Genomic DNA, 23,972 nt, shown 5'->3' on the forward strand with positions numbered 1-23,972 from the left:
TGATTTAGCAGTTAAACAGGCTCGGACAAGCGCAGTGCAACGGAATCTCGAATACGTTCCGCGATACTCCGATAGGAAAACAAGCGCAAGGTTTTTCGATAAGCCTTGTCGACGATTTCCGCGCGGGCAGCCTCGTTATTTAGATAAAACTCGACTTTCTCGATTAACTCCTTTTCATCCGCGTAATAAGCCACCTCATCGTCGGAATAATATTCCGACAGCGGCGCGGCATCCTTGTAAATACGCCGGGATAACATAAAACAACCCGCCGCCATGATTTCCAGCGCGCGCATGTGCAAACTGGTGCCTGGACTGCCGTTAAAACAAATCCTAGAGCGATTCATTAATTCGTTAATATTTCCACCATTTTCCGCGACGCCATGCGCATAAGGCAAAAACTTGGCGAATTTATCCCAATTTCTACCGTATAGCGCTAGCTCAATACTCAGCCCGGCATCGAGCAACGCGGCGATCGGGCGGGTTTTCATTTCGGTTAAATAGTGATAATGGAATCGACTGCCGCTGCCGGCCATTAATTGATTAATAACGTCAATCGTGATGGTTATACCGTGGTCGCCCAATAATTGTTCCACCAACTTAAATTTACCGATTTGATTATCTAGACAAAAGCGGTGAAATTGATCGAGCGGCAACTGATCGGTATATTCTAAAATAACCTGATATATCCTGAATAAAAGCTCGGCTGGCAGTTTACGCTGTTTCAGCAAGCTCGATTCGGTCGAATCATATTGCTTAAAATAGCCGCCGCCGGATCGGAATGGTGCCAGCGTTTTGGCCGGATCGATCAGATGGGTAATAAACAAGAAGTCGTATTGGTAGGCGCGGTTTTGGATCGGATAATAATAGGCGTCGTTAAAGCCGAGCGGTAAATATTCGACCGGAAAACTGGCATATAATGGATTGCGATTCATCGCCAACCAATCCTTGGAAAATACGAAGGTAAAATCCCTGGATTTGACGGCGCGGCGATTTTGGGTGATCGACGGCAACATATCCTGTATCCAATTGACGAACGGCACCGGTTCCGGCAAGCCGGCAAATTCGTGGCGAAAATGATCGATGGACAGTATCAGGTCCGGTTTAAACTCAGCGATTTGCGCCACGATACTTTCCATGCCGTTACGGCGGAAATTGGCGGTATCGGTGGATAGCTGAATTTCAGCGCCGGCTCTGGCAAACCCGTCCAGCAAGTCCCGCATGCAATATTGCAAAAAGCTGGTAAATCGCGATGCAAAGCCCATCACTCGAATTGGCGTTGCCGGGTTTTTCTGAAACTTGTCGCGCCAAGTTTCAAAACTGACTTGCCGGTAGTAATCGTCGATTATCGCCAGCAATTTTGCGTGGGAATCGCTTCTATAGTCCCTGGCCTCGTCCACCGCGTGCTGAATTTGCTGAAACTCGGTTTCCGTCGCGCTAACATTAATCGTCACTTCCGGCAAAATCGATTGCTTAGCATTCAATTCGGCGACAAACTCGCTAAAACCGGACGCTTGAAAGCACAACCATACTCTATTCTCGGCGAGCACGTCTCGTATATCCCGGACTAACATAGTGGCCAGCAAGCCGCCGAAATCGGCATCGACCAGATAAATCGGAATCTCGAGATTCGGCATTTCCGCGATCGGTGTCGATGTGGCGGAAAATATTGCGGCTAATTCGCCGCCGTCGCCGATGCCGGCCAAGCCGTAACAAGGTACGTTAAAGCGTTGAGCCACCTTCGCCTGGGCGCGTATACTCCTTAGGTTTTCGGCTTTTTTCGGCAAATCCAATTGGTAAAGCCGCTGCTCGCCGGCAAATACCGCGACTGAATAAAATTCGCCCGCGATGGCTTCCCCGACAAGTACGTTAATTTGGCGATCGGTTAAATAAACACCGAGGTTTTCATAGAGCGTCGGCCTGTATTGTTTTAGAACCTGCAAATTCCCGGACCAGCGTTCCGCGCATTGATTAATCTCTTCCGCCGGCCCTTCCAACACGATCGGCGGCTCGAGTATCTCGCGCCGCGAATTCGGCCGCGCATGATTGAAATTACACCGCAGTATCGGTAGAGTCAACTGGTCGGCTTCCGGCTCGATCCGAACAACGTTGTCGGCCCCGCAACGTTTTAAATGTTGAAAAACGGTTTGTTCCCGGCAGAAATTAAAATCGTTTTTTCTAAACGGCAGCGACGCCAAGGATTCGAATCCCATATCGTCGGCCAGCCAATAGACCATATTAATGACGTCGTCCGCCAGAAAACCATTATCCAATTGATTTTCCTGAATCAGAATATGCGGGCGGAATTCGACATATTGATTCAGCGCATCGACCCTGTTTAGCGTATGCATCACATCGCTAATAACATAGAACATCACCGAGTATTCGGCGCTAGCCAGCGTTTCCGCCAGCGAGCATAATATCGACGAAGAATTGGCCGCGTAGATTAGAATACGCCATGGCCGATCGGCCACGAAATCCGGTTGCTGATCCAGCGCTTGCCGTTCCAACTCAGCAGTGAATTGCGCCCTGGTTTCGAACACCGAATCCAGCACCTGTTGGTAGTCGGCCATTAACTCGGGGTCCGCTCGCAATTCTTCCGGCAAACGCAATCGGCTGAATACCAAAAACTCCAGGATACGGTCCAAATCCACATGGATCAGATTTTCCAAATCGCTTGCCAATTTTTCGCCGTGGTAATAGCAAAGCTGCAAACCGGTACTACCGTCGTCGGCAATCCGAACATTGCGTTGCTTTGCGGTATTCAAGGCCTCCAAGGCATTAAAAAAGTCGGTATCCTTATGATTCGGCCGGTGATTGTCCGCGTTTCGCAATACCAGAATTTCTTCAAGCATATTGCCGGGATCGGCCGTTAAATCATGCTCCCGACCGTCTTGGTCGACGACGTATTTCGGTATCGGCAGCGTGTTATTCGCAAAAAACTCGCTAAATTGATATTGCGAAACATAAATTAAATTCGGCAATAGGCTATCGCTTAGCGGCCCGTCGTAATAACAATATTGCAAGCGCTCCACGCCGGTTTCGTCGACGCAACGGTTTTGCCGCTCGGCTTCTAGCAAAGCCAATTTCAGATCGAGAAAATAGCAATCCGGTCTAACGGCCATGGCGTCATTTAAGGTTGGATTAGCGGCCGACAAACATTGAAATCCGGCTCTGCTTGGCTTGGCTAAGTTCACCGATATTGCTGTGTTTAATAAAGTTATCGACGGCCGCGGTATAAGTAAACCGTTCAGCGATAACCGTGGGTGAAAGCGCTGGCCGGACTTGTGTTTTTAATATCTCCAGCAATTCCCAACGGGTTTTAAAAAACAAACAGGCGTCGTCCCAGTGCGGCTTTTCCGCCACGTCGCGGCAATCGTAGACCAGCGGAATGCAGCCGCAGGCCGCGGCTTCGGCCAAACGTTGGGAATTGATTTCGAAAGGATGGGACACCAGCGCGTAACGCGCCGAACGATACACATCGGCAACCTGCGTGCCGTGTTTCAACTCGCCGTTGAAATGGGCGGCCACATCGGGATCTTGCTCCCAGTAGCGCCCGTAAATTTCTACCGGCATTGCCGTGGATTCGCACAGCCATTTCACCGAATAATCGCGTATTGCGTAATGCAATAAATTCCAAAATACGAAGGCGGGCGGCAATCCAAAGCGGACCGCGATTTCGCCGGCCATCGACTCGGTGACAATCTCGCCGTTATCTATTTTATCGATAAAAATCTCTACAATTTCGCGCTGCTCTGGACGACTTAAATCGACCGAGTTGAGATACGAACTACCGACGAATACGACCTTGTTTTGCCGCTCGATGTCGCCATCGGTATTGAATATCTCGTCATCGACCGCGAAATGTTGGCGAACGATATTTTTCGCACCGGTTAACGCCAAATGGCGGTCGAGTACCGGCGAAATCGAAAACACATAGTCATTGCCTCGCCAACGCAATGCTTTATGTTCGGTAATTTGCGGCATGCTGTCCTGCCACCAAGAGATATGCGTGACATTATCGTTAAGCGCCAAATTATTTAATTGATTGACGTAAAAAATAACGTGGGGATTAAATTCGATATAGTTTCGGTAGAACTTAATCAGGTTATTGGTTTCCATTTCCCCGTCTTCCATGTAAAACCATACTTGGTATCCGCGCTTTTCGAAGGCCTTGGCGACCGCCCGCGAGCAATATTGCATAACCGTGGTCAATCGGCTCGACGGCAGCATGATTTTCAGTGGCTCGCCGTCGTGAAATTTAGGCGTTACTTGTTTCGCTTGCGCCAGCAATTGCGAAATCAAGGTCCGCCTCCGTTGCTTAACCTCGTTAACGATCGTCTCGAATCCGCTCCGAATCGAGGTTTTCAACTCGTCTTCCAATTCGTCGGGCAATTCGATTTTCGTCGGCAACCGGTAAGCGGTATCGACGAAGAATTCGATGGCTTGATCCAATTCCAAATGCAGCAGATTTTCTATGCCGTGCTCGGGTAGTTCCCCGCGGTAATAACAGATTTGCAAACCGTCTATCGTCGGATGTCCGCAATAAATTCGGTTCCGTTGTTTGGCGACATTTAACGCTAATAACGGATCGGCGAAAAAACTGTCCGCATGAATATAATCGACGACTTTATATTGCGTACGCTGCTGGTGAATTTCGTCGATAATATCGGCCGGCATCTCGTTGAAATGCACGACGCCCTCGTGCGAAATAGCAATTAACTCAGGTATCGGCAAATGATTATGCGAAAAGAATTCGCTAAAATTGTCGGCGGGTACCTGAATAAAGTTCGGCAATACAATGTCGGTGAGCGGACCGTCGTAATAGCAATATTGCGGCCGAGTCCGGCCGTTTTCGACCACCGGATTTTGTTTAAGTGCGGTCAGGTAGGCATCTTCTATATTCATAAAAAATGCATCCTTCGCCGAATCGTGTTGGCTTTGCGTCTCGCTCACTTGATTCATCGCGCACCCGGTTTGGTCGATATTAAATAAAATTAATATGTTCCGGCGGATTTTTTAAATCCCACAGGAATTTGTTCACATAATCCTGGCGGCAGCCGATCGCGCAATCTTTGTGTACATCGACCGACTCGGAGACGTCTTTGTGCACCTGCCAGTAGCGCTCGCTGTTGGCGACCAGATCGTAAAACGAATCGCTGTGCAGATCGCCGATGTAAAACCGTTCCTTGTTGAAGAACGGTCCGCACGGATAGATTTTGCCGTTGCCGGAAATCTGCAATAGAAACGGCGTGCCGAAGCATTGGTCGTATTTACGGTAGCCGTCCTTGTACAGATTGGTTTCGCCGGCGGCGTTGATCTTGTTCCATTTGGCCTGCACCACGTAGTGCTCGTTGCTTAGTGCTTCGGCCTGTTTCAATAGGTCGTTGACGTTCAGATAGGCGTCGTAATCGATGCCGATTTCCTTGTATTCGGAATCCGAGCAATGTTTGATGACGAAGTAATCCACGCCCAATTCGGCACCCAACTTGGCTTCGGCCAGCACTTCGTCGAAGCACTCGGGGATCAGTACCATTTGCAGGCCTATCGTGCATTTGTAATTATTTTCTTTCTTGATTTTGACCAGTTCGCGGATCTTGGCGATCAGCAAGTCGAAATTGCCTTCCACCGACTGATGCACCCGGCGAAAACCTTCCGGCGTGCCGGCGGACAGGTTGAAGCGAATGTAGCTCATGTTTTTCAGCAGGTCGTGGGCGCGATCCATGTCCAAGGCGATGCCGTTGGTCGCCATCGCGGTGTCTATACCCAATTCGCCGGCCAACACGGTCGCGTCGTACAAAGTCGGATTCAGCGTCGGCTCGCCGTCGCCAATGAAACCCAACGAGCGCACGCCCAGCTTGCCGCAGTCGCGCACGAAATTCAGCAAGGCCTCGCGGCCTATCATCGCGCCTTTGGTCATGTTCTGTACCACCGCATAGCAGTACAAGCAGGCGGTGTTGCAGAACTTGGTCAAACCCATGTCGATATGCACCGGCGCGAAACGCTGGCCGTTTTGCCAAGCCTGCACCCGGTCCAAGTGATGCATCATCTTGTGGCCGTCGAAGCGGAAGCGTTCGCGCTGGGTACGAAAACTGGGACCGGTGAACTGATTGGGCACCGAAGGCTCGTGTTCGCAGCCGGCCTCCAGGCGCACGATGCCTTCCTGGCCGTCGTGCGACACGGTCTTGAATTTCTGCCCCGGCAAACGGCTTAACTGGCTGGTGTCGATGACCTGATAGTCTTGCGACAAGGCACTGCGATCGACGATCTGATTGGAGGTGCGCAACTTGTGGCCGGGCTTGTTGAACAACGGCGCGTCTTCCGGGATGGAAGTGACTGCGGCATTGCCGAATCGGTTGATTTGCTCAGGTTTGGACATGGCGAGTTCTCGAATAAGTTAAAACGGGCCGACGAAACTGCGGTCGGGCTGATCCTTGGCCAAATCGGATTGCAATTGCCGCCGGACGCTGTCTAGTAGCGGCCGGCGATCCAATAACTCCAGCACCGTCTCGGCGATGCGCTCCGCGCCGGGGTAGTAATGGTTGGCTAAAAAATGCGTGGTCGGAACCGGATGGTTGGGATAGGCGATCAGGCGCGGCGCTTGTTTTAACGGGTGCGGCTGCCGTTGATACAAGCGCGAGATCAAGGTATGGCCGAGCGACGCCATTTCCGGCGCGCAATCGGCCACCAGCAACAAGCCGGTTTCGGCGGCCGAGCGTGCGACAGCATCGACATCCAGCGGGGTCAGGCAGCGCATGTCCACCACGTCGGTTTCGATACCGTGTTCGGCCAGTACGGCGGCGGCCTTCAACGCTTCAATCGTCATATGCGAGAACGCGGCGATGCTGACATCGCGGCCTTCGCGCAAGCGCGCCGCGCCGCTCAAGCCGGCGGCGGGCCGATCTTTATCGACTTGGCCGATCACATGATGCAGCCAGCGGTGTTCGACGAACAACACCGGGCCGTCGTCGGCGATCGCGTCCAGCATGAAATGGTAGGCATCGCTTGCCGTGGTCGGCATCACCACTTTCAGGCCGGGCACTTGGGCGAACATCGCCTGCAAGCTTTGAGAATGCTGCGGCCCCTGCCCCCAGCCGCGACCGATGATGACTCGCACCACCAGCGGCACGCTTTGCTTGCCGTCGAACATGTAATGCCATTTGGCTGCGTTGTTGACCAGTTGATCCATCGCCAGCAGCGCGAAATCGATGCGCTGATGCACCAGCACCGGCCGCATGCCGGCCAGCGCCGCGCCGATGCAAATACCGGTCATGCCGTTTTCGGCCAGCGGCATGTCCAACACCCGCTCGGCGCCGTATTTCTCGCGCAAACCTTGGGTGGTGGCGAAAATGGTTTTCGGATCGGGCACGCCCTCGCCGATCAACAGCATGTCCGAAAACCGCGCCAACCCGTCGTCCAAGGCTTCGCGGATCGCCGCGCCGTAACTCAAGGTCAAGATCTCAGACATACACATGCCGCTCCATGCTCGCCAATGCCGGCGCCGGGCCGGCCAAGGCTTCGGAGAAGGCTTCGGCGATTTCGGCGCCGACCCGTTGCTCGATTTCGAGCAATACCTCCGCGCCGACGCCGGCATCGGCCAAGGTCCTCCCGGTATGCAACAGCGGACAGCGCTGTTTCCAGGCCAACAGTTCGCCGGGCATGCGGTAGCCCAGCTCGTCGTCCTCGTTCGGTCCGCAATGTTCCGGCCAACGGTGAGTATGCAATTCCAGGAACTGCGGGCCCTCGCCGTTGCGGGCGGCGGCGATGGCGTTTTCCGCCAGCGCATGGACGTGTTCGACCTTGTTGCCGTCGCCGCTGACGGCCTGCAAGCCGTGGGCGGCAGCAATTTGATAAATGTCGCGAGCCGGCTGGCGTTCGTATAACGGCGTCATCACCGAGTATTGGTTGTTCTCGCAAACCATCACCAGCGGCAGTTTTTTCAGCACCGCGAAATTCATGGTTTCGTGCAGCACGCCTTCCTCGAAACAGCCGTCGCCGAAAAACACTACCACGACGTTGTTTGAATTTCGGCGCTGTTCGCCCCAGGCGTAGCCGGCCGCGACCGGCACCGTGCCACCGACGATGGGTGTGGAGGCGATAAAGCCGGCCGATAAATCGCTCAAATGCATCGAACCGCCACGCCCGCCGCAACATCCAGCGGCTAAACCGTACAGTTCTGCGATCAGGCCGACCAGACTGCCACCCTTGGCCAGATAGTGACCGTGGCCGCGATGGTTGCTGAATACCTTGTCGCTCTCGGTCAGATGCGCGCAAACGCCGACCGCGATGGCTTCCTCGCCGATGCACAAATGGGTCGGGCAACGCATGTGCTGCTCGGCGTAACGGGCGGCGATGGCCTCTTCGGCACGGCGGATGCGCAGCATGCGGTAATACAAATCTTGCAGTTCGGCGGTTGTCGGCACGTTCATTTGAGCAAAGTGGTGATGTATTTGAACAAAGCCACCGCCCGCACCGGCTCGCGGTTGCAGACGATTTGCACGTCCAGCGCCGCCGCCGCGCTACCGGCGAACAAGGCCGCGTCCGGCGCCAAGCCGGCGCCCAGACACAAGCCGGCCACCGACAAGAAGGCGTCGCCGGCGCCGATGCGGTCCACCACCTTGGAAGACAGGGCCGGAATCTTGTACTGGGTCTTGGCTTGATCCAGCAGCAACGCGCCCTTGGTGCCACGGGTGATCGCGATGTGGCTGGCCGCCAGCCTGTCGGCCAACTGTCCGGCCAGTTCCTCGATCGCCCCGCCTCTGTCGTGTACCGCCAAACGCAATTCCGGTTCGTTCATCGACAGGAAATTGGCGCGCGGATAGCGGGTGATCAAATGGTAACCGCGATTGCCGCTGTTAACTTGGGCGTTGACGGCCAGGAACTTGGCGCCGGCGCACAAGGCCGCGACCATGTCGCCGGAAATGAAACCGTTGCCGAAGTCCGGCACGATCACGACGTCGAAATCGCCTAAATGCCGCTCCAGCCAGGCCACGATCTTACGATTGATTTCCACCGGCAACGGGGCGTCGTTGTAAAAATACACCTCGAACAATTTGGCGATGTCGGCATCGACGTAGCGGCGCTTGACGATGGTCGGCCGATCCTGGCTAAAGAAAAACACCGGATCGATGTTGGGATTCAAATTAGTGCGGATGAAGTCTTCGTGGCTTTTAGTCGCGCCCAACCCGGACAACAAGGTCACGTTGCCGGCAAACTCGGCCACGTGGTTGGCGACCGCGATCGCGCCGCCGGCGAAGCGTTCGTAGTCGTTGTACTTGACCGAAAACACGTTGCCCTTGCCGGACTGGCCTAAGGCCGAGGTGTAATGGTATTCGTCGACGATGGCCTCGCCGACCACCAGCACGTTCAAGCCCTGCAAGCGCTTAAGCTGGTCTATCATCGCGTTGGCGGAAATCCGCTCCTTGAATTCGTCCAAGTAAGCGGAAATCTCCGGCGAGAACACTTCGAAATATTCGTTCAACAAGCGGGTGGAACTCGAGGTCAATTCGTCGGTGAAGAACACCTTGCCGCCGTGGCGCTCGACCGCGTCCCGTTCGTGCTGGATGTTGCCGGTCAAATCGTCGCTGGTGCTCTTGTAGTCGCTGCCCTTGACGTACAAATCCGGCTTGACCGCATCCAGCACGTTGACGGCGGTCACGGCATGGTTGATCGCCACGCTATCCACGCAAGCCAGCGCGGCAATGTTTTCGGCGCGCAAATATTGGTTGAACACCGGCCTACCGGGGCCTTTGTTGACGTATTCGTCGGCGGTGACGCTAACCAGCAGGGCATCAGCCTCCCGCGCGGCGGCCTGTAAATGGCGGATATGGCCGATGTGCAGCAAATCGAAGGTGCCGTGGCACAGCGCCACGGTTTTACCCGCCGCCTTCAATTCGGCGGAACGCTGGGCCAGTTGCTCGATCGAGACGATTTTGGATGTCGACATAAGCCTACTTTTTAATCAATTGATCGGTGATGTGGTGCAGCACGAACAAATGCGCCAACTCGACCATGCCGTAATGGCTGCTGTCCAGCCAGACATTCCAGCGCCCTAACCGGCGCAGCGGATTGTCGGGCTTGAAACCGCTAAGGGTCAGTACCGCGAGTCCCTTGGCATTGGCCGCCGCCACCGCGTTGACGATGTTGGCCGACTGCCCGGAGCTGCTGATCGCAATCAGCACATCGTCCGGATAAGCGAAGGCCGAGACTTGCTTGGCGAACGCCTGTTCGTAACCGAAATCGTTGGTAAAGCAGGTCAGAGGCGCCGCTTCGTGCAAGGTCACTGCGCACAAGCCGCCGACGTTGCGCAGATCGGTGATGACATGGCTGGCTATCGCCGCGCTGCCGCCGTTGCCTAAAATGATGACTTTGGCCTGTTGCTGCTTGACCCGCGCGAATTCGGACAAAACGTCGGCGACAACGCCTTCGCCGTCCAAAGCAGCCCCGTCCGCCGCGTTGAAACGGCAGCCCGCCATCAGTTCGGCGAATTGTCCCGCGGCTTGTACTAATGGCATCGCGACCTCCTATTTATCCAGGTATTTAAACCAATCGGCGGTGGCGTCGGCGATCGAGGCCGAGGTCCACAGCGGCGCTTCCCGCCAATAATCGATGTGCGCCAGCATGTTGGCGACGCCTTGTTCGAAACTGACTTGCGGTTGCCAGCCCAGTTTCTCGCGAATCTTGCAAGTGTCGGCGAAGGTGCAGTCCGGCTCGCCGGGTCGTTTGGGAATATATTCCACCGGGCCGCCCAACAAGCCGACCAATTGATTCACGCTGTAAGTGCCGCCGCTGCCGACGTTCATCACTTCGCCGGCTAAGCCCGACTCGGCGGCGGCGATAAAGGCATTGGCCACGTCGGTGACGTAAGTAAAGTCGCGGGTTTGGGTGCCGTCGCCGACCACGGTAAACGGCTTGCCGTTGAGTTTTTGCGCCAAAAACACGCCGAACACCGCACCGTAAGCGCCGGTGGTGCGGGCGTGCGGTCCGTAAACGTTGAACAAGCGTAGCGATAGCGCCGGCAGGCCGTACAACTGCGCCCAGTGCAATACCAATTCCTCGCCGAGATATTTAGTCAAGGCATAGGGATATTGCGGTTTGACCGGCGCGGTTTCCGGGGTTGGGCACTGTTCGGCCAGGCCGTAGCAAGACGACGAAGCGGCATACACCAAGCGCTTGACCCCGGCGGCGCGAGCCGCTTCCAGCACGTTGAAAGTGCCGTCGACATTGGTTTCGAAATAGGCGCGCGGCTTTTCGATGGACGGTACGATGTCGGCCAAACCGGCCAGATGAAACACCCAATCGGCACCGTCGAATAACGGTGCGATGGCGGCAAATTCACGAATGTCTGCCTGATTAAACGCGAAGCGGTCCTGGCCCAGCAAATCGGCGATGGTTTCCTTGCGGCCGCCGATCAGGCTATCGATGACTTGGACCGAATGGCCCAGGCGCCACAGCTCGCGGCTGAGATGACTGCCGATAAACCCGGCACCGCCGGTAACAATAACCTTCATGATTTGTCCTTAAATGAAATTGACATGGGCGGGTTGGTTGTCGGCCAGTTTGTCCAAATATTGATTGACAGCTTCCATCCGGCAGTTTTTGCGGCACTCGTGAATGTCCAGTTCGTGGCCGATGTAATGCCAGTTCGCCCGGCGCTTGTCGCCTTCCCAGATCGCCTGAAAACTTTGTTCGGCAATATTGCCGTAGGCAAAACGCGAGTCGGTCAAATAGGCGCTGCAGCCGTAAACCTCGCCGTCGGCCATGATGTAGGCCCAAAAATACGGCGTGGCGTGACAGGTTTGGTAACGTTGCTCGTCCGACTGGCTGTAATTTTTCATGGTTTGTTCGCGAAACACCACGTTGAAGCCGTCGCCGTTAAAGGCCGCCAGTTCTTCGGCCATGCCCAGCAAATCGTCGTAGCGCAGATTTTCGTAGAGCCGAGTCTCGCTGAACAGGTGTTGGGAATAGGGTTTGACCACCAGATAATCCAGGCCGATGTCCTTGCAAATCCCGGCCAAAATGGCGATTTCGCCGCGGTTTTCGGGTAACAGCAAAATCTGCGCGCCTAGCGTGCAAGTCAGGCCATAGGCGCGTTTATGCGCGACGGCGGCTCGCAAATTGTTCAGCACCAAGTCGAAATCGGCGGCTTTGGTACGGTGTATCGCCGCGTAGTTCTCGGCGCTACCGGCGTTCAAGGAGACTTTAATCCACGAGGTCAGCGGCAGCGACTGTTCGATAAACTTGGCGTTCATCAGGGTGCCGTTGGTGGTAAACGATACGTCGATGCCGGCATCCACGGTGGCTTTGACGATGTCGTTAATGTCCTTATGCAGCATAGGCTCGCCTTCGCCGGCGTACATGATGCTTTTCACGCCCAGCCGGCCCATCTCGGCCAAACGATCCGCCAGAATGTTGACGTCCAATCGCTTGGCCTGATAGCCGATGTAATCGACCGCGCAAAAAGTGCAGCGATGGTTGCAGGCGCCGACCGGCGAGATTTCCATGTAGATCGGGTAGACCGATTTGGCGAGTTCCCAGTCCTGCCTGCCGTCCAGCCATTGAGCGACGCGCTTGGGGTGGTACACCAATTTATGACTGTCGATGCCGTATTTGTCCGTCATATTTTTGTCGCTTGCCGGTGAAAAACGCTATTGTCCCAGTAAAAGCGATAATTGTGCCAACGGGATAGCTATTAAGTGTAGCGTCCGGCCGGACGAATGCGGAAATGTCCGCGCGCACCGTCAACATCCAATGCAGGCTTACCGGAACCGCTTGCCGTAGCGCGCACCTAGCCAACTAGCCGAGTTTCCATCAAAAATTTTGATTGACATCACAAAATTTCGCTCGATAGAATGGAACCGTCGCAATAATTGTCACACGATTGTCATAAATACAAGGCGAAGAGCTGGAAAACAATCGGGAGCAAACACTTGCGCGACACCAGTCCATCACAATTGCAGCAAGGAGAGTGGAATGAAAGCACTGATAGTCGGCGGAATTCTGTCCCTGACGTTAGCGGTACCCGGTTCGGCAAACGCCGTTTCGTTGTTGACGCTGGCGGATGGCACATTCGGCGAGATAGCCCTGACCCCTAACGATGACGAATCGAGTTCGATGTTGAATCTGCCGTTTGCCGTTAATTTTTACGGAAACGTGTTCAACAACTTTTACGTGAACAACAACGGCAATATCACGTTTCAGTCGCCGCTATCCGAATTCACGCCCAGCAGTTTCCCGATCTCCGAACAACCGATGATCGCGCCCTATTGGGCCGATGTCGATACGCGTTGCGACGGTTGCGGCAACGTTTACGTCGGCGCGCCGAACAGCAATACGACCATCGTCACCTGGAACAACGTCGGTTACTACAGCGAACACGCCGACAAAACCAATAACTTCCAACTGGTGTTGCGCAACCAGCAAAACGGCGATTTCGACGTCGAATTTCGCTACGACCGGCTGGAATGGACCACCGGCGACGCCAGCAACGGCAGCAACGGCTTAGGCGGCACCCCCGCGCAAGCCGGTTTCGACGCCGGCGACAACGTCAATTACTTCACGCTGCCGGGTTCGTTCACCAGCGATATTCTCGATATTGCCAATAACACCAATGTCGTCAACGGCGATCCCGGCTTCTGGTCGTTCAGCATCCGCAACGGTTTGACGCCCGGCGCAACGCCGTCCAACCCGTTGTTGCCGGTTGTCGTAGACGGCGCTTTTGTCTTCGATTTCAATGTTCAGCCTGAACAACCCATCTTTATCGACCCTGAGGTAGCGGTCGGTTACGACTACGAAGTCACATCCGGCCCCAACATTGCTTCCGTTCTGTTGCCCACCAATCTCGGGGACGGAATTTACGATCTGTACCTTTGGGAGAATACGGAGTACGTGTTCGCGGCGGCATTGACCGCAGGCATTGAGTACTTCTTCGAACCCGGCGGCGTCAGCCGCTTCCGAATTCTGGGCATCGAAGTCAGCGCGGGCCTGGACCCCAACAATCCGCAAGCCTTCGTAACCGGTCTGACCTTCGTCGGTGCCGGCGCGGTCAGCCTGACTCAAACACCGCTGGTCAGCCAAGTGCCATTGCCCGCTTCCGGACTGCTGATGTTCTCCGGATTGCTGGCTGTCGGTTCCATGAAACTCTCGCGATCCGCACGTTCGGCCGGCTAACGGGTCAGTCGCTACTCCAAAGAGGGGCGGCCGTCGCAAGGGACCGCCCCCACCCTAATGACGGAGTGAAGACTCCTCCCATCCCACTCGAGTTCGAAACGGCGCGTTGACCGCGCCAATGATTTTCGCCACCTTTACCAAGCTTTACACCCAGCTACGGCTCGACCGTCTTGCCAAGCGTCCGCGCAACACCTAAACTGAACACCGGCTCACTAGCGAGCCGCGATCCCGCCGCCGAATTGTTCAGGCTCGGGAAGATTTACCCACCTACCGCTGTCGAAGCCATCGCCACTACTGCCGGTCGGAATGTTTACTAGTACCAACCGTAATCAACCGATACCGTTGCCATGCCGCCAAACCCGGAGAATAACCGTAGCCGTCAACGTCGGCCCGCGATCATTTTGCTGTTGCTGTTGACTACCGCGATCGCGGCTTATCGCTGGCTGACGCCCACTAATAAGTCCACGGATGCCGACCGCCCCGCGTTAGCGACCGTCACGCTCGGGGACATTGAGGAAACCGTCACCGCTCAAGGCAAACTCGAGCCCAAGGAATACGTGGATGTCGGCGCCCAAGTCACCGGTCAGTTACAAAAAATCCAAGTCAAAATCGGTGACGATGTCGAGGCCGGCCAACTACTGGCGCAGATCGATCCGCGAATTTATGCGGCTCGGGTCGCCGCCGACGAAGCCAATATCAAGAACCTGCAAGCGCAATTGCGCGGTCAACAAGCCCAAGCACTGTTCGCCCGTCAGCAATACGAACGCAACCGGGAATTGCTGGTCAGCCACGGCGTCAGCGTCCAGGATTTTCAAAACAGCGAATTCACGTTGAAAAACGCCGACGCCACCGTCGCGGCGCTGGAAGCGCAAATCGAGCAATTGCAATCGACGCTGAACGGCGATAAAACCAATTTGGGCTACACCAAAATCTACGCGTCGATGGCCGGCACGATGGTCGATCAAAAAGCCCGCGAGGGCCAAACGTTAAACGCCAATCAAACCACGCCGATGATCCTGCAGTTGGCGAAACTGGACACGATGACGGTACGCGCCCAAGTCGCCGAAGCCGATGTGATGCGGCTCCGCCCGGCCATGGCGGTATATTTCACGACGATGGGCTCGGGCGAGCGGCGTTGGCAAGCCACGGTCAGGCAAATACTGCCGACGCCGGAAGTCATCAACAACGTCGTACTGTATAACGTGTTGGTCGACGTCGACAACCACGACCGGCAATTGATGACCGGCATGAGCGCCCAGATGTTTTTCGTGCTGGGCAAGGCCGAGCAAGTCCCGCTAATACCGATCAACGCGCTCGGCGCCCGCGACCGCCGCAACGACAGCGACTTGGGAGACGCCTATCGCGTCAAGGTCGCCGGCCCGGACGGCGGCGAGAAAGTCGTCCAAATCGGCTTGCGCAATCGCCGTTTCGCCGAAGTGCGGGCCGGACTGGCGGTCGGCGACCGGGTCGAACCGCCCGCCGGCGGCGAAGACAAGATCAAAAACCGCCGTAAGGACCCCGGACCGCTCGGTCCGAATGCGGCGCCCGGAGTACCGCGCCTATGAATCAGACGCCATTGCTGCAACTGACCGACATTCAGCGCGTCTATCCGAACGGCGACGCCACGGTTCGAGCGCTGGACGGCGTCTCGCTGACGATTTGGCCCGGCGAATTCGTCGCGATCGTCGGCCAATCCGGGTCGGGCAAGTCGACGCTGATGAATTTGATAGGCTGCCTGGACCGTGCCGACGCCGGCGCTTACCGGGTGCTCGGTCGCGACGTGGCCGACCTGGACCCCGACCAACTGGCCGCGCTACGGCGGGATAGCTTCGGTTTCGTATTCCAACGCTACAATTTGCTGAATACCGCCACCGCCACCGAAAACGTCGAGATACCTGCCCTCTACGCCGGCCTACCGAAGCTCGAACGCCGACGACGCGCCTTGCAGCTGTTAAGCAAACTGGGTCTGGCCGAGCGTGGCGAGCACCGACCGATGCAACTTTCCGGCGGCCAGCAGCAACGGGTCGCAATCGCCCGTGCCTTGATAAACGACCCGCCGGTGATTCTGGCCGACGAACCGACCGGCGCGCTGGACAGTCACAGCGGCATGGAGGTGATGAGTCTGCTCGGCAATCTGCACGCCGAAGGCCGCACGGTATTGTTGATCACGCACGACGAAAAAATCGCGGCCCATGCGCAACGCGTGATTCATATCGCCGACGGCAAGATCGTCGGCGACGGGGAAGCTCATATCGGCGGTTCGGCCCTGCCGCCGCCGGCGCACTCCGGCATCGGCGGCGCGGGGCTGGCGGCGGAACTGGGCGAAGCAGCCAAGACCGCGCTACGCTCGCTACGCGTCAACCTGTTTCGCACCGCGCTAACCTTGCTGGGCATCGTCATCGGCGTCGCCGCCGTCGTGACCATGTTGGCGGTCGGCCAAGGCAGCCAGGAAAAAGTGCTGGAGCAAATGCGGGCGATGGGCACCGACATCCTATCGATCCGCCCCGGCCTACCGGGCTTTCGCGGTGGCGGCGACGTGGCCACCTTGACACTCGCCGATACCGACGCGATCGCGGAACTGGCCAACGTCGCATCGGCCGCGCCGGAACGCAACGGCCGGATGACCGTGCGTTACGGTAGCGTCGATTACGCGACCAGCGTGCAAGGCGTCGCGTCCAGCATGCCGTGGGTACGCGACTGGCCGGTCGCGCTTGGCGATTTTTTCGACGAGCGCGACCAGCGGCGCTACGCACCGGTGGTGGTATTGGGCGAAACGGTACGCAAACTGTTGTTCGCCGAAGGCGAAGACCCGCTGGGCCGTTTCGTGATGATAGGCAATATTCCGTTCGAAGTGATCGGGGTAATGGCAACCAAGGGTGCCGACGCCCAAGGCAGCGACCGCGACGACGCGGTGTTCGTGCCGATTACGACCGGCCTGACCCGTTTGTTCGGCCAGAAGTATCTGGGGGGCATCACGGTGCGGGTCGAGGACGTCATTAAGATCGACGCCACCCAACAAGCGATCACCGATTTGCTGATCGCCCGTCACCAGACCGAGGATTTCCGGATACGCAACATGGCCTCGATTATCGAATCGGCCACCGAAACCCAGAATACCTTTACCTTGATGCTAGGCATTGTCGCCGCTATTTCCTTGCTGGTCGGCGGCATAGGCGTCATGAACATCATGTTGGTCAGCGTCACCGAACGCACCCGCGAAATCGGTATCCGTATCGCCACCGGCGCCCGCCGCCGCGATATTTTGTTGCAATTCAACACCGAAGCCGCGGTGGTCTGTACCTTGGGCGGATTTATGGGTGTGTTGCTGGGATTTGCCGCCGGTTACGTTTTGAAGTACTTCGAGATGGCGGTGCTGTTTTCGCCGCTGCCGGCGATCCTCGCTTTTTCCTGCGCCTTCGGTACCGGCGTGTTATTCGGCTACCTACCGGCCCGCAAGGCCGCCTTTCTGGATCCGGTCGTGGCCTTGGCGGCGGAATGACCAAGAAAGCCCGACATCCAGCGTTCCTAGTTGTGTTACTAAGCCTGAACGCCGGCTGTAACCTGTTGTCCGACTACCGACGCCCCAGCGCCGAAACGCCGACGCATTGGCGGGAAGCGCGCGCGGACGATCCGGCCGATATCGATGAGCAATGGTGGCGAGCTTTCTCCAGCGAGCAACTCAACCTTTTGATCGGCGAAGCCTTGGCCGCCAACAAGGATCTGGCCGCGGCCGTTCAACGGATAGCGCAAGCGCGCGCTCAAGCCAGAATCGCCGGTGCCGACCTCTGGCCCAGTGCGACGTTGGACGGCAACTTCAGCGACAGCCGCAACGAACTGAGCGACAGCCAGAAAACCAGCGGCCAAATCGACATCGGTTACGAGGTGGATTTGTGGGGCGCCAATCGGGCCAAGCGCGACGCCGGCGGCGCTCGCGTGCTGAGCCAGCTGTTCGCCCGCGACGCGCTACGGCTGGTCGTAATGGCCGACATCGGCCAGACCTATTTCAACCTGCTGGCCCTCCAAGAACGCCGGCAAATCGCGGCCGATTTCCTGGAAACGGTCGGCGCGATCTTGACTATCGTCGAAGCTCGCCAACGAGCCGGCGCCGCCTACGAACTGGAAGTGGCCCAGCAACGCACGGCCCATGCCAATGCCCGCGCCAGCCTAGACCAGCTGATCCAGCAACAAGCGCTCGCGGAAAACAGTTTGGCGATTTTACTCGGCCACCCGCCGCAACATTTACACTTGGCGCCGGCGCGCTTCGCCGATCTGGCGACACCGAGCATTCCCGCCTCGCAGCCCGCCGACCTATTACAGCGAAGACCGGACATCGGTCAATTGGAAATGGAGCTGGTGGCCGCCAATGCCGATATCGCCGTGGCGCGCGCCGCGTTTTATCCGAAGTTGCAGTTAAGCCTAAGCAGCGTGCTTGCCAACCCGCAACCGGCCGGCGTGGCGGCGAGTCTGGCGGCCGGACTTTCCCAGCCGCTGTTCCAAGGCGGGCGCTTGGAAGCCGCTCTGGACTACGCATTAGCCGCGAATGCCGAGTTGATCGAAAACTACCGACAAACCGTGTTGACCGCCTTCAAGGAAGTCGAGGACGCCGCCGCGACCTTCGCCAACAGCCGCCGCCGTGTGCAAGCCCTACAAAGCGCCGCGGAGCAGGCCAAGTTGGCTTACCGGATTTCCGAGGACCGTTACCGTTTGGGCGCGGTGGATTTCCAAGCATTGTTGAATGCGCAGAGCAGCTACCTGGGCACCGAAAACAACCGCGTCCAAGCAAGATTGGATGTGTTGACCGCTCAAATACAAATGTATAAAGCTTTAGGGGGTGGTTGGTCGCTGGCCGAGCAAAACACCGATCCGACGGAGCAAGTCTTGTCGCCCTAGCTAACAAGAAAACGCAATCACGCAAGTCGGGGCGCGCGGCGGCGCTGCTTTTCTCAGCCTGTCGGCCCACTAATCAGGGCAACTTCGGCGGATCTCCTACCCGTACCGACCGCAATTCCTCCGGTATTGTCGTTGTCAACGAATGTTAGCGAGCACGTCGATGCCGTACAGATGTTTCAACTCGGCTTCCGCCACCAGATAATCGAACAATTTATCCAAGCGCTGGGTTTGGGTCGCATCCAGATTGCTTTCCAGATTCCGGTATTCCATCGGGTTCATCGTGCCAAGCTCCACACTTTTCCGGCCGGCTTCCAGTCGGCGTTCCTGAACCTTGCGCAATTTGTCCAGTAGTTCGATCTGCTCGGTCAATTTGGTTAATTTATTTTGAAATTGCCTGGATTGGCTGCGGGTATCGTCGATCGCGCCGCGCAATTGCTCGTCCAACATGGTCTTGTCGTGAGAGGCCACCTTAACGGCGGCATCGCGAGCCTCGAAATTGGGCAACTCGACTTGCACTTCCACGCCCACGGTCACCAAGTCGTTGATTTCCCTGGATTGCGAAGTACCGACCGACTTGATGTAGGGACTGTAACCGGCCCAGGTCGAGACGGTGGGTTTCCAGACATCTTCGTGCTTGTCGATTTCGACCGCTTGTTGAACTATCTGGATATTGACTTCCTGAGTTTGGAACTGCAAGGCCCGGTCGATATCGTAGGCGTGAACATCGCTCTTGCCCGGCTCCAGCGGATAGTCGTCCAATTCCACGCCGGTGGCATTCTTGATATCCAGCCAGCCCAGCAACTCGTTCATTTTGGTATCCATCGCCTCGCGGGTGTCGCCGGCGGTCAATTGCTGATTCAGCAAATTGCCTTCCTCGATCACGACGCCGACTTCGGAAGCGCGCCCCAATTCGAAATTGCGTTGTTGGGTTTTGCTCTGGTCGCTGATCGCCTCGAGTTTGCGAGTCTCGATATCCAGCTTATGTTTCTGCACCAGCGCCGCCAGATAGGCCTTATAAACCGAGAACATCACATCCTGTTCGGTACGGTTCAAACGCGCCTCGGCTAACTGTATACCCAAGCGGCTCTTGGCTGCCTCGTACTTGAATTCGGATTTGTACCACCAGGGCGCGGTCCAGCGCAGACTCATATAGGTGCGTTCCGAATTGGAACGGATCGAGGTGGGATTGGCCGGGTCGACGTTGACCACATTTTCGATCTGGCTGGTATCGCCGAACTGATAACTTTCATTGACGGTGAATTCGACCTCGGACGCGTATTTGGCGTCCTCGGCGTCGTAGTTCAAACGCGCCGACCGCACGTCGCGACGCGCTTTAACGACCGAAGGGTTGTGGCACAACGCCATTTTGATCGCGCCCGGCAAGCTCAAGCGACCGACCGACTGGCGCGGTATGCCTTCGCAAAATGCGGGCGCGGCGACTTCGCCGCTGTCGGCTTCCGCATCGTCGCCATACGGCCAAGCCTGAGCCGAGGGCATGCCGGCGCAGGTCATCGCCGCACCGATCAGCCAAGCCCGAATCCAGTCGCGGCTTCTGGCTCCGGTTTTGTCTAGACGTCTATCACCGATCTCCGCCCCGTTCGAGGCTTCGACACTCATCTTCGCCGATTTTCTATTCATCATTCTTCAAATTTGACTTTATCGCCGGATTGCAAACCAACTTGTCCGCTCAATACCACGCGCTCCCGCTCGCCGAGCCCGGACGAAATCGCTACCATGCCATCCATGCTGGCGCTGTAGGTGACCTGCTTCAACTCCAAACGCCGCTCGGCATTGACCGTCATGACGACGCCGCGCTGTCCGGAATAATTCAGCAAGGCTTTTTCCGGTATCGCTAGGGCCTGAAACGGATAATCGAAGCGGCAATAGCCGTTCATACCACGCGCCAGCGGTATCGATTCGGTCGGCACCCCCTCCAATTCCAACCAAACGTTGAACGTATAGGGGACTGTCGCGTCGGCCTTGCCGGCGACCGCGATGAAGTTGTCGATTTTAATCACCTTGGCGGCGAACGGCTTATCGGGATAGGCCTGCAAATAGACTTCCGCCCGATTGCCGGCTTGTATCGTCGAAAAATAGCGCTGATCGACCGAAGCCTTGAACATCAAGGTATCGCCCAGCGACATCAAGCCGTTCTTAGGGCCTAGGATGTTCTCGCCCGCATAGGTCGCCACCTGGACGACTTCGCCGTCGATCGGTGACAGGATGTCGGTCTTGGCGCCGCGACTGCTTTGCTTGGCGTCGCCGAAGATGTTCTTGCTGCGCGACTCGAACGATTGGCTCAAACTTTCCTGCGCCTTATTCAATTCGATTCGGGCCTGATTCATGTCCGCTTCGTACTGCGCCAAATCGGTTTGGGCGATGATGCCGCTTTTGAAGGCCTCTTTCTCCCGCAAATAATCGCGGCGGGCCTTTTCGTAGGCATTCCGTTTGTCCTCGACATCCAAACGGGCCAAACGGGTCGGACTGCCGCCGTTATCCAGACGTAGCAACAGATCGCCGACCTTGATTTTCGCGCCGCTCTCCACATACACATCGGTCACGATACTGGCGACTTCGATATTGATCGGCACCTCGTGCAAAAAGCCGATTTCACCGGCCGCCGACACGGTCTTAACCATTTCCCGCTGGCTCGGCAACGCGGTTTCGATTGGAATCTCCGCGTTCATTTTGCGCAACATGGCCGGATAACCCATCGCCGAGCTCCACAAGCGGGAATTGGGCGATTTATAGGTCGGCACGATCGCCGCGTACAGCAAGTAGGCGCCCAGCAGAATTAGGCCTACGTAAAGCCAAAACCAACCGGAAACGCCGGATAGTATCGATAGTGGTTTAGGACTTTTCACGAGTAACCGAACCATATACGTTAGACAAGGCGTCTATGATACGCCGCCAATCGAAATATGTCCTCGCGTGGGCCGCTCCGGCATTGACCAAACGCTCGGCCAATTCAGGGTTTTCGAGTACTTTCAATACCGCATCCGTCAGCGCCTTGGCGTCGCGCTGCGGCACCAGCAAGCCGGTTTCACCATCGCGAATCACGTCGGAGATGCCGCCGACATCGCAAGCCACCACCGGCGTCAAGTAAGCCAAGGCCTCGACCAACACAATGCCGAGACCCTCGGTGTCGCCCCGGCTATCGACAATGGACGGCAACACGAACACGTCGGCCTCGCGATACAATTGTTCCAATTGCTCGTTGGTCACGACGCCGTGGAAGCTGACACTGGCTTCGATGCCGAGCGTTTGGGCCAAGGCCTTCCACTCGGCCGCCTTGTCGCCGTCGCCGACGATATGCAAGCGCGCTTGGGTGTGCTTGACGATGTCCGGCCACGCATTCAGCAAATAGCCGACACCTTTGCGCTCGATTAGACGGCCGACATACAACACGTCCTTGACCGGCTTGGCGCGGTTTTTCTCGACGGGTTTGATCTCGACCGTGGCGCCGAACGGAATCACGTGTATCGATGCCACCGGAACCCCGGTCAGTGCCGCGAGCTGTCCGGCGGTATAGTTGGAATTGCAGATCAAGGCCTGGGCGTGCCTGACCGCATGGCGAATGAAATAGGCGACGAACGGAAACTTCTTGGATAGCAGCAGTTCGGCGCCGTGAAACGTCAGCACGATGGGCGTGCGATGCGCCATCGCCGCGAAATAGCCCCAGATCCCATGCGGGAACGGCCAATGGACGTGAATAACATCGTAATTGCCGCGCCGGCAAAATCCGATCGCCTGGACCAGACCGGACAGAATATAAAACCCGGCCACGAACAAATACAGCGGATTGCGAATCCGGTTGGGCGCGCCCTGAAAATGGGTCAAATTTTCGAAGCGTTTGAAAAAATAACGGAAGCGGTAAACCGGCACGCCTTGCACGCTATGGTTTTCCCGGCCTTCGTAGCTGGGCGCGAACACCTCGACCCGGTAACCGCGCTCGGTCATGTATCGGTTGCACTCGACCAAAAACGAACCGTTACGGTCCTCTTCGCCGAGCGCATACACCGAAGTCATCATGCACACTTTCATGGTTTAGCGATCTCCGGTTTTTAAAATGAATTCGACGGCGGCGCCAATGGCCAGCAATAACACGCTGGTCAACGCCAATCCGGTCGCCGCGACACCGCCGAGCACACCCTGACCGAGCAAGGCAATCGCCAGCGCCGCTACCGCGCAATAACCGAAAAACAGCAAGGGCCGATCGCCGTAAGCCAGCAATAATTTAACCGTCACCAGATCGGCGATAGCGATCGAGAAACGCTTGAGTCCAAAATTGGATCGGCCGTAACGGCGTTGATGCCACTGAGTAACCACTTCCTTAAAGCGGCAGCCGCGTTTCTGCGCCAGGATAGGCACCAAAAACCGGTGCCAATCGGAACGCAGCCGCAAATCGCTCAGCTTTTCGCGGCGAATCAACTTGATCCAGTTCATGTCGTGCAAGCGCACCCCAAACAAATACCAGTTGATCCAATTGTAAATTTTCGAAGCCAACAATTTGCCGTCGCCTCTGTCCTTCCGCCAGCCGACCACCACGTCGGTCTCGTCGTCCATCGCGCCGTACAGCACCGGGATGTCGTCTTCCGGCAAGGACTCCAGATCGGACGGCACCAGACACACGTAGCGGCCGGCGGTGTTGGGATAGGTATCGACAATCGTCGCGGTAATCCCCATCTTGTGCGGCCGGCTGACCAATTTGATCGGAACGTCGCCGGAGCGGCCGGCAAAGGCCGCCACCGCCGCGCCGGTACCGTCGGTGCTGCCGTCGTCGAAAAACACGATCTCGGCCGACACGCCCAGATTTTCGACAGCTTGCAACGCGCCGCTCAGAAAGCGTTCGACGTTACCGACCTCGTTATACGCCGAGGTGACAATGGATAATTCCGGAGCCGCCATGTCGCCGC

General features: G+C 56.7%; 17 protein-coding genes. 4 read left to right on the forward strand and 13 right to left on the reverse strand.

The genetic code is table 11. The features are described 5' to 3' along the window. Positions 1 to 11: 11 nt before the first annotated feature. The 9 genes from ACQE3E_RS18540 to ACQE3E_RS18580 all read right to left on the reverse strand — a co-directional run bounded on the left by ACQE3E_RS18540 (position 12) and on the right by ACQE3E_RS18580 (position 12,617). Positions 12 to 3,122 (reverse strand): glycosyltransferase, encoded by a 3,111-nt coding sequence (locus ACQE3E_RS18540; RefSeq protein WP_313730769.1) that lies wholly within the window; start codon positions 3,120 to 3,122, stop codon positions 12 to 14. A gap of 19 nt (positions 3,123 to 3,141) precedes the next feature. Further along, positions 3,142 to 4,905 (reverse strand): glycosyltransferase, encoded by a 1,764-nt coding sequence (locus ACQE3E_RS18545; RefSeq protein ID WP_313730768.1) that lies wholly within the window; start codon positions 4,903 to 4,905, stop codon positions 3,142 to 3,144. A 79-nt stretch (positions 4,906 to 4,984) separates the two neighbouring features. After that, positions 4,985 to 6,376 (reverse strand): radical SAM protein, encoded by a 1,392-nt coding sequence (locus ACQE3E_RS18550; protein ID WP_313730767.1) that lies wholly within the window; start codon positions 6,374 to 6,376, stop codon positions 4,985 to 4,987. Positions 6,377 to 6,394: 18 nt separating this feature from the next. Next, positions 6,395 to 7,465, reverse strand: a complete 1,071-nt coding sequence (locus ACQE3E_RS18555) for an alpha-ketoacid dehydrogenase subunit beta (protein ID WP_313730766.1) — start codon at positions 7,463 to 7,465, stop codon at positions 6,395 to 6,397. After that, entirely contained in the window at positions 7,458 to 8,426 is a 969-nt protein-coding gene (locus ACQE3E_RS18560) for a thiamine pyrophosphate-dependent dehydrogenase E1 component subunit alpha (protein WP_427500937.1), read from the reverse strand. The genes ACQE3E_RS18555 and ACQE3E_RS18560 overlap by 8 nt, the downstream gene beginning before the upstream one ends. Continuing rightward, on the reverse strand, positions 8,423 to 9,943 hold the full coding sequence (locus ACQE3E_RS18565) for a PfkB family carbohydrate kinase (protein ID WP_427500938.1): 1,521 nt from the start codon (positions 9,941 to 9,943) through the stop codon (positions 8,423 to 8,425). Before ACQE3E_RS18565 ends, ACQE3E_RS18560 begins: the two co-directional genes overlap by 4 nt. Positions 9,944 to 9,947: 4 nt before the next feature. After that, positions 9,948 to 10,511, reverse strand: a complete 564-nt coding sequence (locus ACQE3E_RS18570; RefSeq protein WP_313730762.1) for an SIS domain-containing protein — start codon at positions 10,509 to 10,511, stop codon at positions 9,948 to 9,950. 9 nt (positions 10,512 to 10,520) lie between these two features. After that, a complete protein-coding gene (locus tag ACQE3E_RS18575; RefSeq protein WP_313730760.1) occupies positions 10,521 to 11,507 on the reverse strand; it encodes an SDR family oxidoreductase in 987 nt (328 codons plus the stop codon). A 9-nt stretch (positions 11,508 to 11,516) separates the two neighbouring features. Next, positions 11,517 to 12,617, reverse strand: coding sequence for a radical SAM protein (locus ACQE3E_RS18580; RefSeq protein WP_168032616.1), 1,101 nt, complete (start codon positions 12,615 to 12,617; stop codon positions 11,517 to 11,519). A 352-nt stretch (positions 12,618 to 12,969) separates the two neighbouring features. On the opposite strand from ACQE3E_RS18580, the gene ACQE3E_RS18585 reads away from it, so the two are divergent. The 4 genes from ACQE3E_RS18585 (at position 12,970) to ACQE3E_RS18600 (ending at position 19,056) form a co-directional block, all read left to right on the forward strand. Further along, positions 12,970 to 14,166, forward strand: a complete 1,197-nt coding sequence (locus ACQE3E_RS18585; protein WP_313730759.1) for a nidogen-like domain-containing protein — start codon at positions 12,970 to 12,972, stop codon at positions 14,164 to 14,166. A gap of 347 nt (positions 14,167 to 14,513) precedes the next feature. Beyond that, positions 14,514 to 15,731 carry an efflux RND transporter periplasmic adaptor subunit gene (locus tag ACQE3E_RS18590; RefSeq protein ID WP_313730758.1) on the forward strand — a complete coding sequence of 406 codons (1,218 nt, stop codon included), beginning with the start codon at positions 14,514 to 14,516 and terminating at the stop codon, positions 15,729 to 15,731. After that, a complete protein-coding gene (locus tag ACQE3E_RS18595) occupies positions 15,728 to 17,665 on the forward strand; it encodes a MacB family efflux pump subunit (protein ID WP_313730757.1) in 1,938 nt (645 codons plus the stop codon). The genes ACQE3E_RS18590 and ACQE3E_RS18595 overlap by 4 nt, the downstream gene beginning before the upstream one ends. Continuing rightward, positions 17,662 to 19,056 carry an efflux transporter outer membrane subunit gene (locus tag ACQE3E_RS18600; protein ID WP_427500939.1) on the forward strand — a complete coding sequence of 465 codons (1,395 nt, stop codon included), beginning with the start codon at positions 17,662 to 17,664 and terminating at the stop codon, positions 19,054 to 19,056. Before ACQE3E_RS18595 ends, ACQE3E_RS18600 begins: the two co-directional genes overlap by 4 nt. Before the next feature lie 135 nt (positions 19,057 to 19,191). Here the strand turns inward: ACQE3E_RS18600 and ACQE3E_RS18605 are convergent, their stop codons facing one another. The 4 genes from ACQE3E_RS18605 to ACQE3E_RS18620 are packed head-to-tail and all read right to left on the reverse strand — an operon-like array spanning position 19,192 to position 23,964. After that, positions 19,192 to 20,697 carry a TolC family protein gene (locus tag ACQE3E_RS18605; RefSeq protein WP_427500940.1) on the reverse strand — a complete coding sequence of 502 codons (1,506 nt, stop codon included), beginning with the start codon at positions 20,695 to 20,697 and terminating at the stop codon, positions 19,192 to 19,194. Then, the gene (locus ACQE3E_RS18610) at positions 20,694 to 21,920 is read right to left on the reverse strand and encodes an efflux RND transporter periplasmic adaptor subunit (RefSeq protein ID WP_313730753.1); all 1,227 of its coding nucleotides are present in this window, start codon (positions 21,918 to 21,920) and stop codon (positions 20,694 to 20,696) included. Before ACQE3E_RS18610 ends, ACQE3E_RS18605 begins: the two co-directional genes overlap by 4 nt. Next, positions 21,907 to 23,100, reverse strand: a complete 1,194-nt coding sequence (locus ACQE3E_RS18615; RefSeq protein WP_313730752.1) for a glycosyltransferase family 4 protein — start codon at positions 23,098 to 23,100, stop codon at positions 21,907 to 21,909. Before ACQE3E_RS18615 ends, ACQE3E_RS18610 begins: the two co-directional genes overlap by 14 nt. A 3-nt stretch (positions 23,101 to 23,103) precedes the next feature. After that, positions 23,104 to 23,964 carry a glycosyltransferase family 2 protein gene (locus tag ACQE3E_RS18620; protein WP_064030665.1) on the reverse strand — a complete coding sequence of 287 codons (861 nt, stop codon included), beginning with the start codon at positions 23,962 to 23,964 and terminating at the stop codon, positions 23,104 to 23,106. Positions 23,965 to 23,972 lie beyond the last annotated feature (8 nt).

This window comes from Methylomonas sp. MED-D (assembly GCF_050276835.1).
Taxonomy (GTDB): Bacteria; Pseudomonadota; Gammaproteobacteria; order Methylococcales; family Methylomonadaceae; genus Methylomonas; species Methylomonas koyamae_A.

Bases quoted from the DNA above. Each gene is read 5' to 3' on its own strand.
- ACQE3E_RS18540 (WP_313730769.1), bottom strand. From the start codon at position 3,122: ATGGCCGTTAGACCGGATTGCTATTTTCTCGATCTGAAATTGGCTTTG.
- ACQE3E_RS18545 (WP_313730768.1), bottom strand. From the start codon at position 4,905: ATGAATATAGAAGATGCCTACCTGACCGCACTTAAACAAAATCCGGTG.
- ACQE3E_RS18550 (WP_313730767.1), bottom strand. From the start codon at position 6,376: ATGTCCAAACCTGAGCAAATCAACCGATTCGGCAATGCCGCAGTCACT.
- ACQE3E_RS18555 (WP_313730766.1), bottom strand. From the start codon at position 7,465: ATGTCTGAGATCTTGACCTTGAGTTACGGCGCGGCGATCCGCGAAGCC.
- ACQE3E_RS18560 (WP_427500937.1), bottom strand. From the start codon at position 8,426: ATGAACGTGCCGACAACCGCCGAACTGCAAGATTTGTATTACCGCATG.
- ACQE3E_RS18565 (WP_427500938.1), bottom strand. From the start codon at position 9,943: ATGTCGACATCCAAAATCGTCTCGATCGAGCAACTGGCCCAGCGTTCC.
- ACQE3E_RS18570 (WP_313730762.1), bottom strand. From the start codon at position 10,511: ATGCCATTAGTACAAGCCGCGGGACAATTCGCCGAACTGATGGCGGGC.
- ACQE3E_RS18575 (WP_313730760.1), bottom strand. From the start codon at position 11,507: ATGAAGGTTATTGTTACCGGCGGTGCCGGGTTTATCGGCAGTCATCTC.
- ACQE3E_RS18580 (WP_168032616.1), bottom strand. From the start codon at position 12,617: ATGACGGACAAATACGGCATCGACAGTCATAAATTGGTGTACCACCCC.
- ACQE3E_RS18585 (WP_313730759.1), top strand. From the start codon at position 12,970: ATGAAAGCACTGATAGTCGGCGGAATTCTGTCCCTGACGTTAGCGGTA.
- ACQE3E_RS18590 (WP_313730758.1), top strand. From the start codon at position 14,514: ATGCCGCCAAACCCGGAGAATAACCGTAGCCGTCAACGTCGGCCCGCG.
- ACQE3E_RS18595 (WP_313730757.1), top strand. From the start codon at position 15,728: ATGAATCAGACGCCATTGCTGCAACTGACCGACATTCAGCGCGTCTAT.
- ACQE3E_RS18600 (WP_427500939.1), top strand. From the start codon at position 17,662: ATGACCAAGAAAGCCCGACATCCAGCGTTCCTAGTTGTGTTACTAAGC.
- ACQE3E_RS18605 (WP_427500940.1), bottom strand. From the start codon at position 20,697: ATGATGAATAGAAAATCGGCGAAGATGAGTGTCGAAGCCTCGAACGGG.
- ACQE3E_RS18615 (WP_313730752.1), bottom strand. From the start codon at position 23,100: ATGAAAGTGTGCATGATGACTTCGGTGTATGCGCTCGGCGAAGAGGAC.
- ACQE3E_RS18620 (WP_064030665.1), bottom strand. From the start codon at position 23,964: ATGGCGGCTCCGGAATTATCCATTGTCACCTCGGCGTATAACGAGGTC.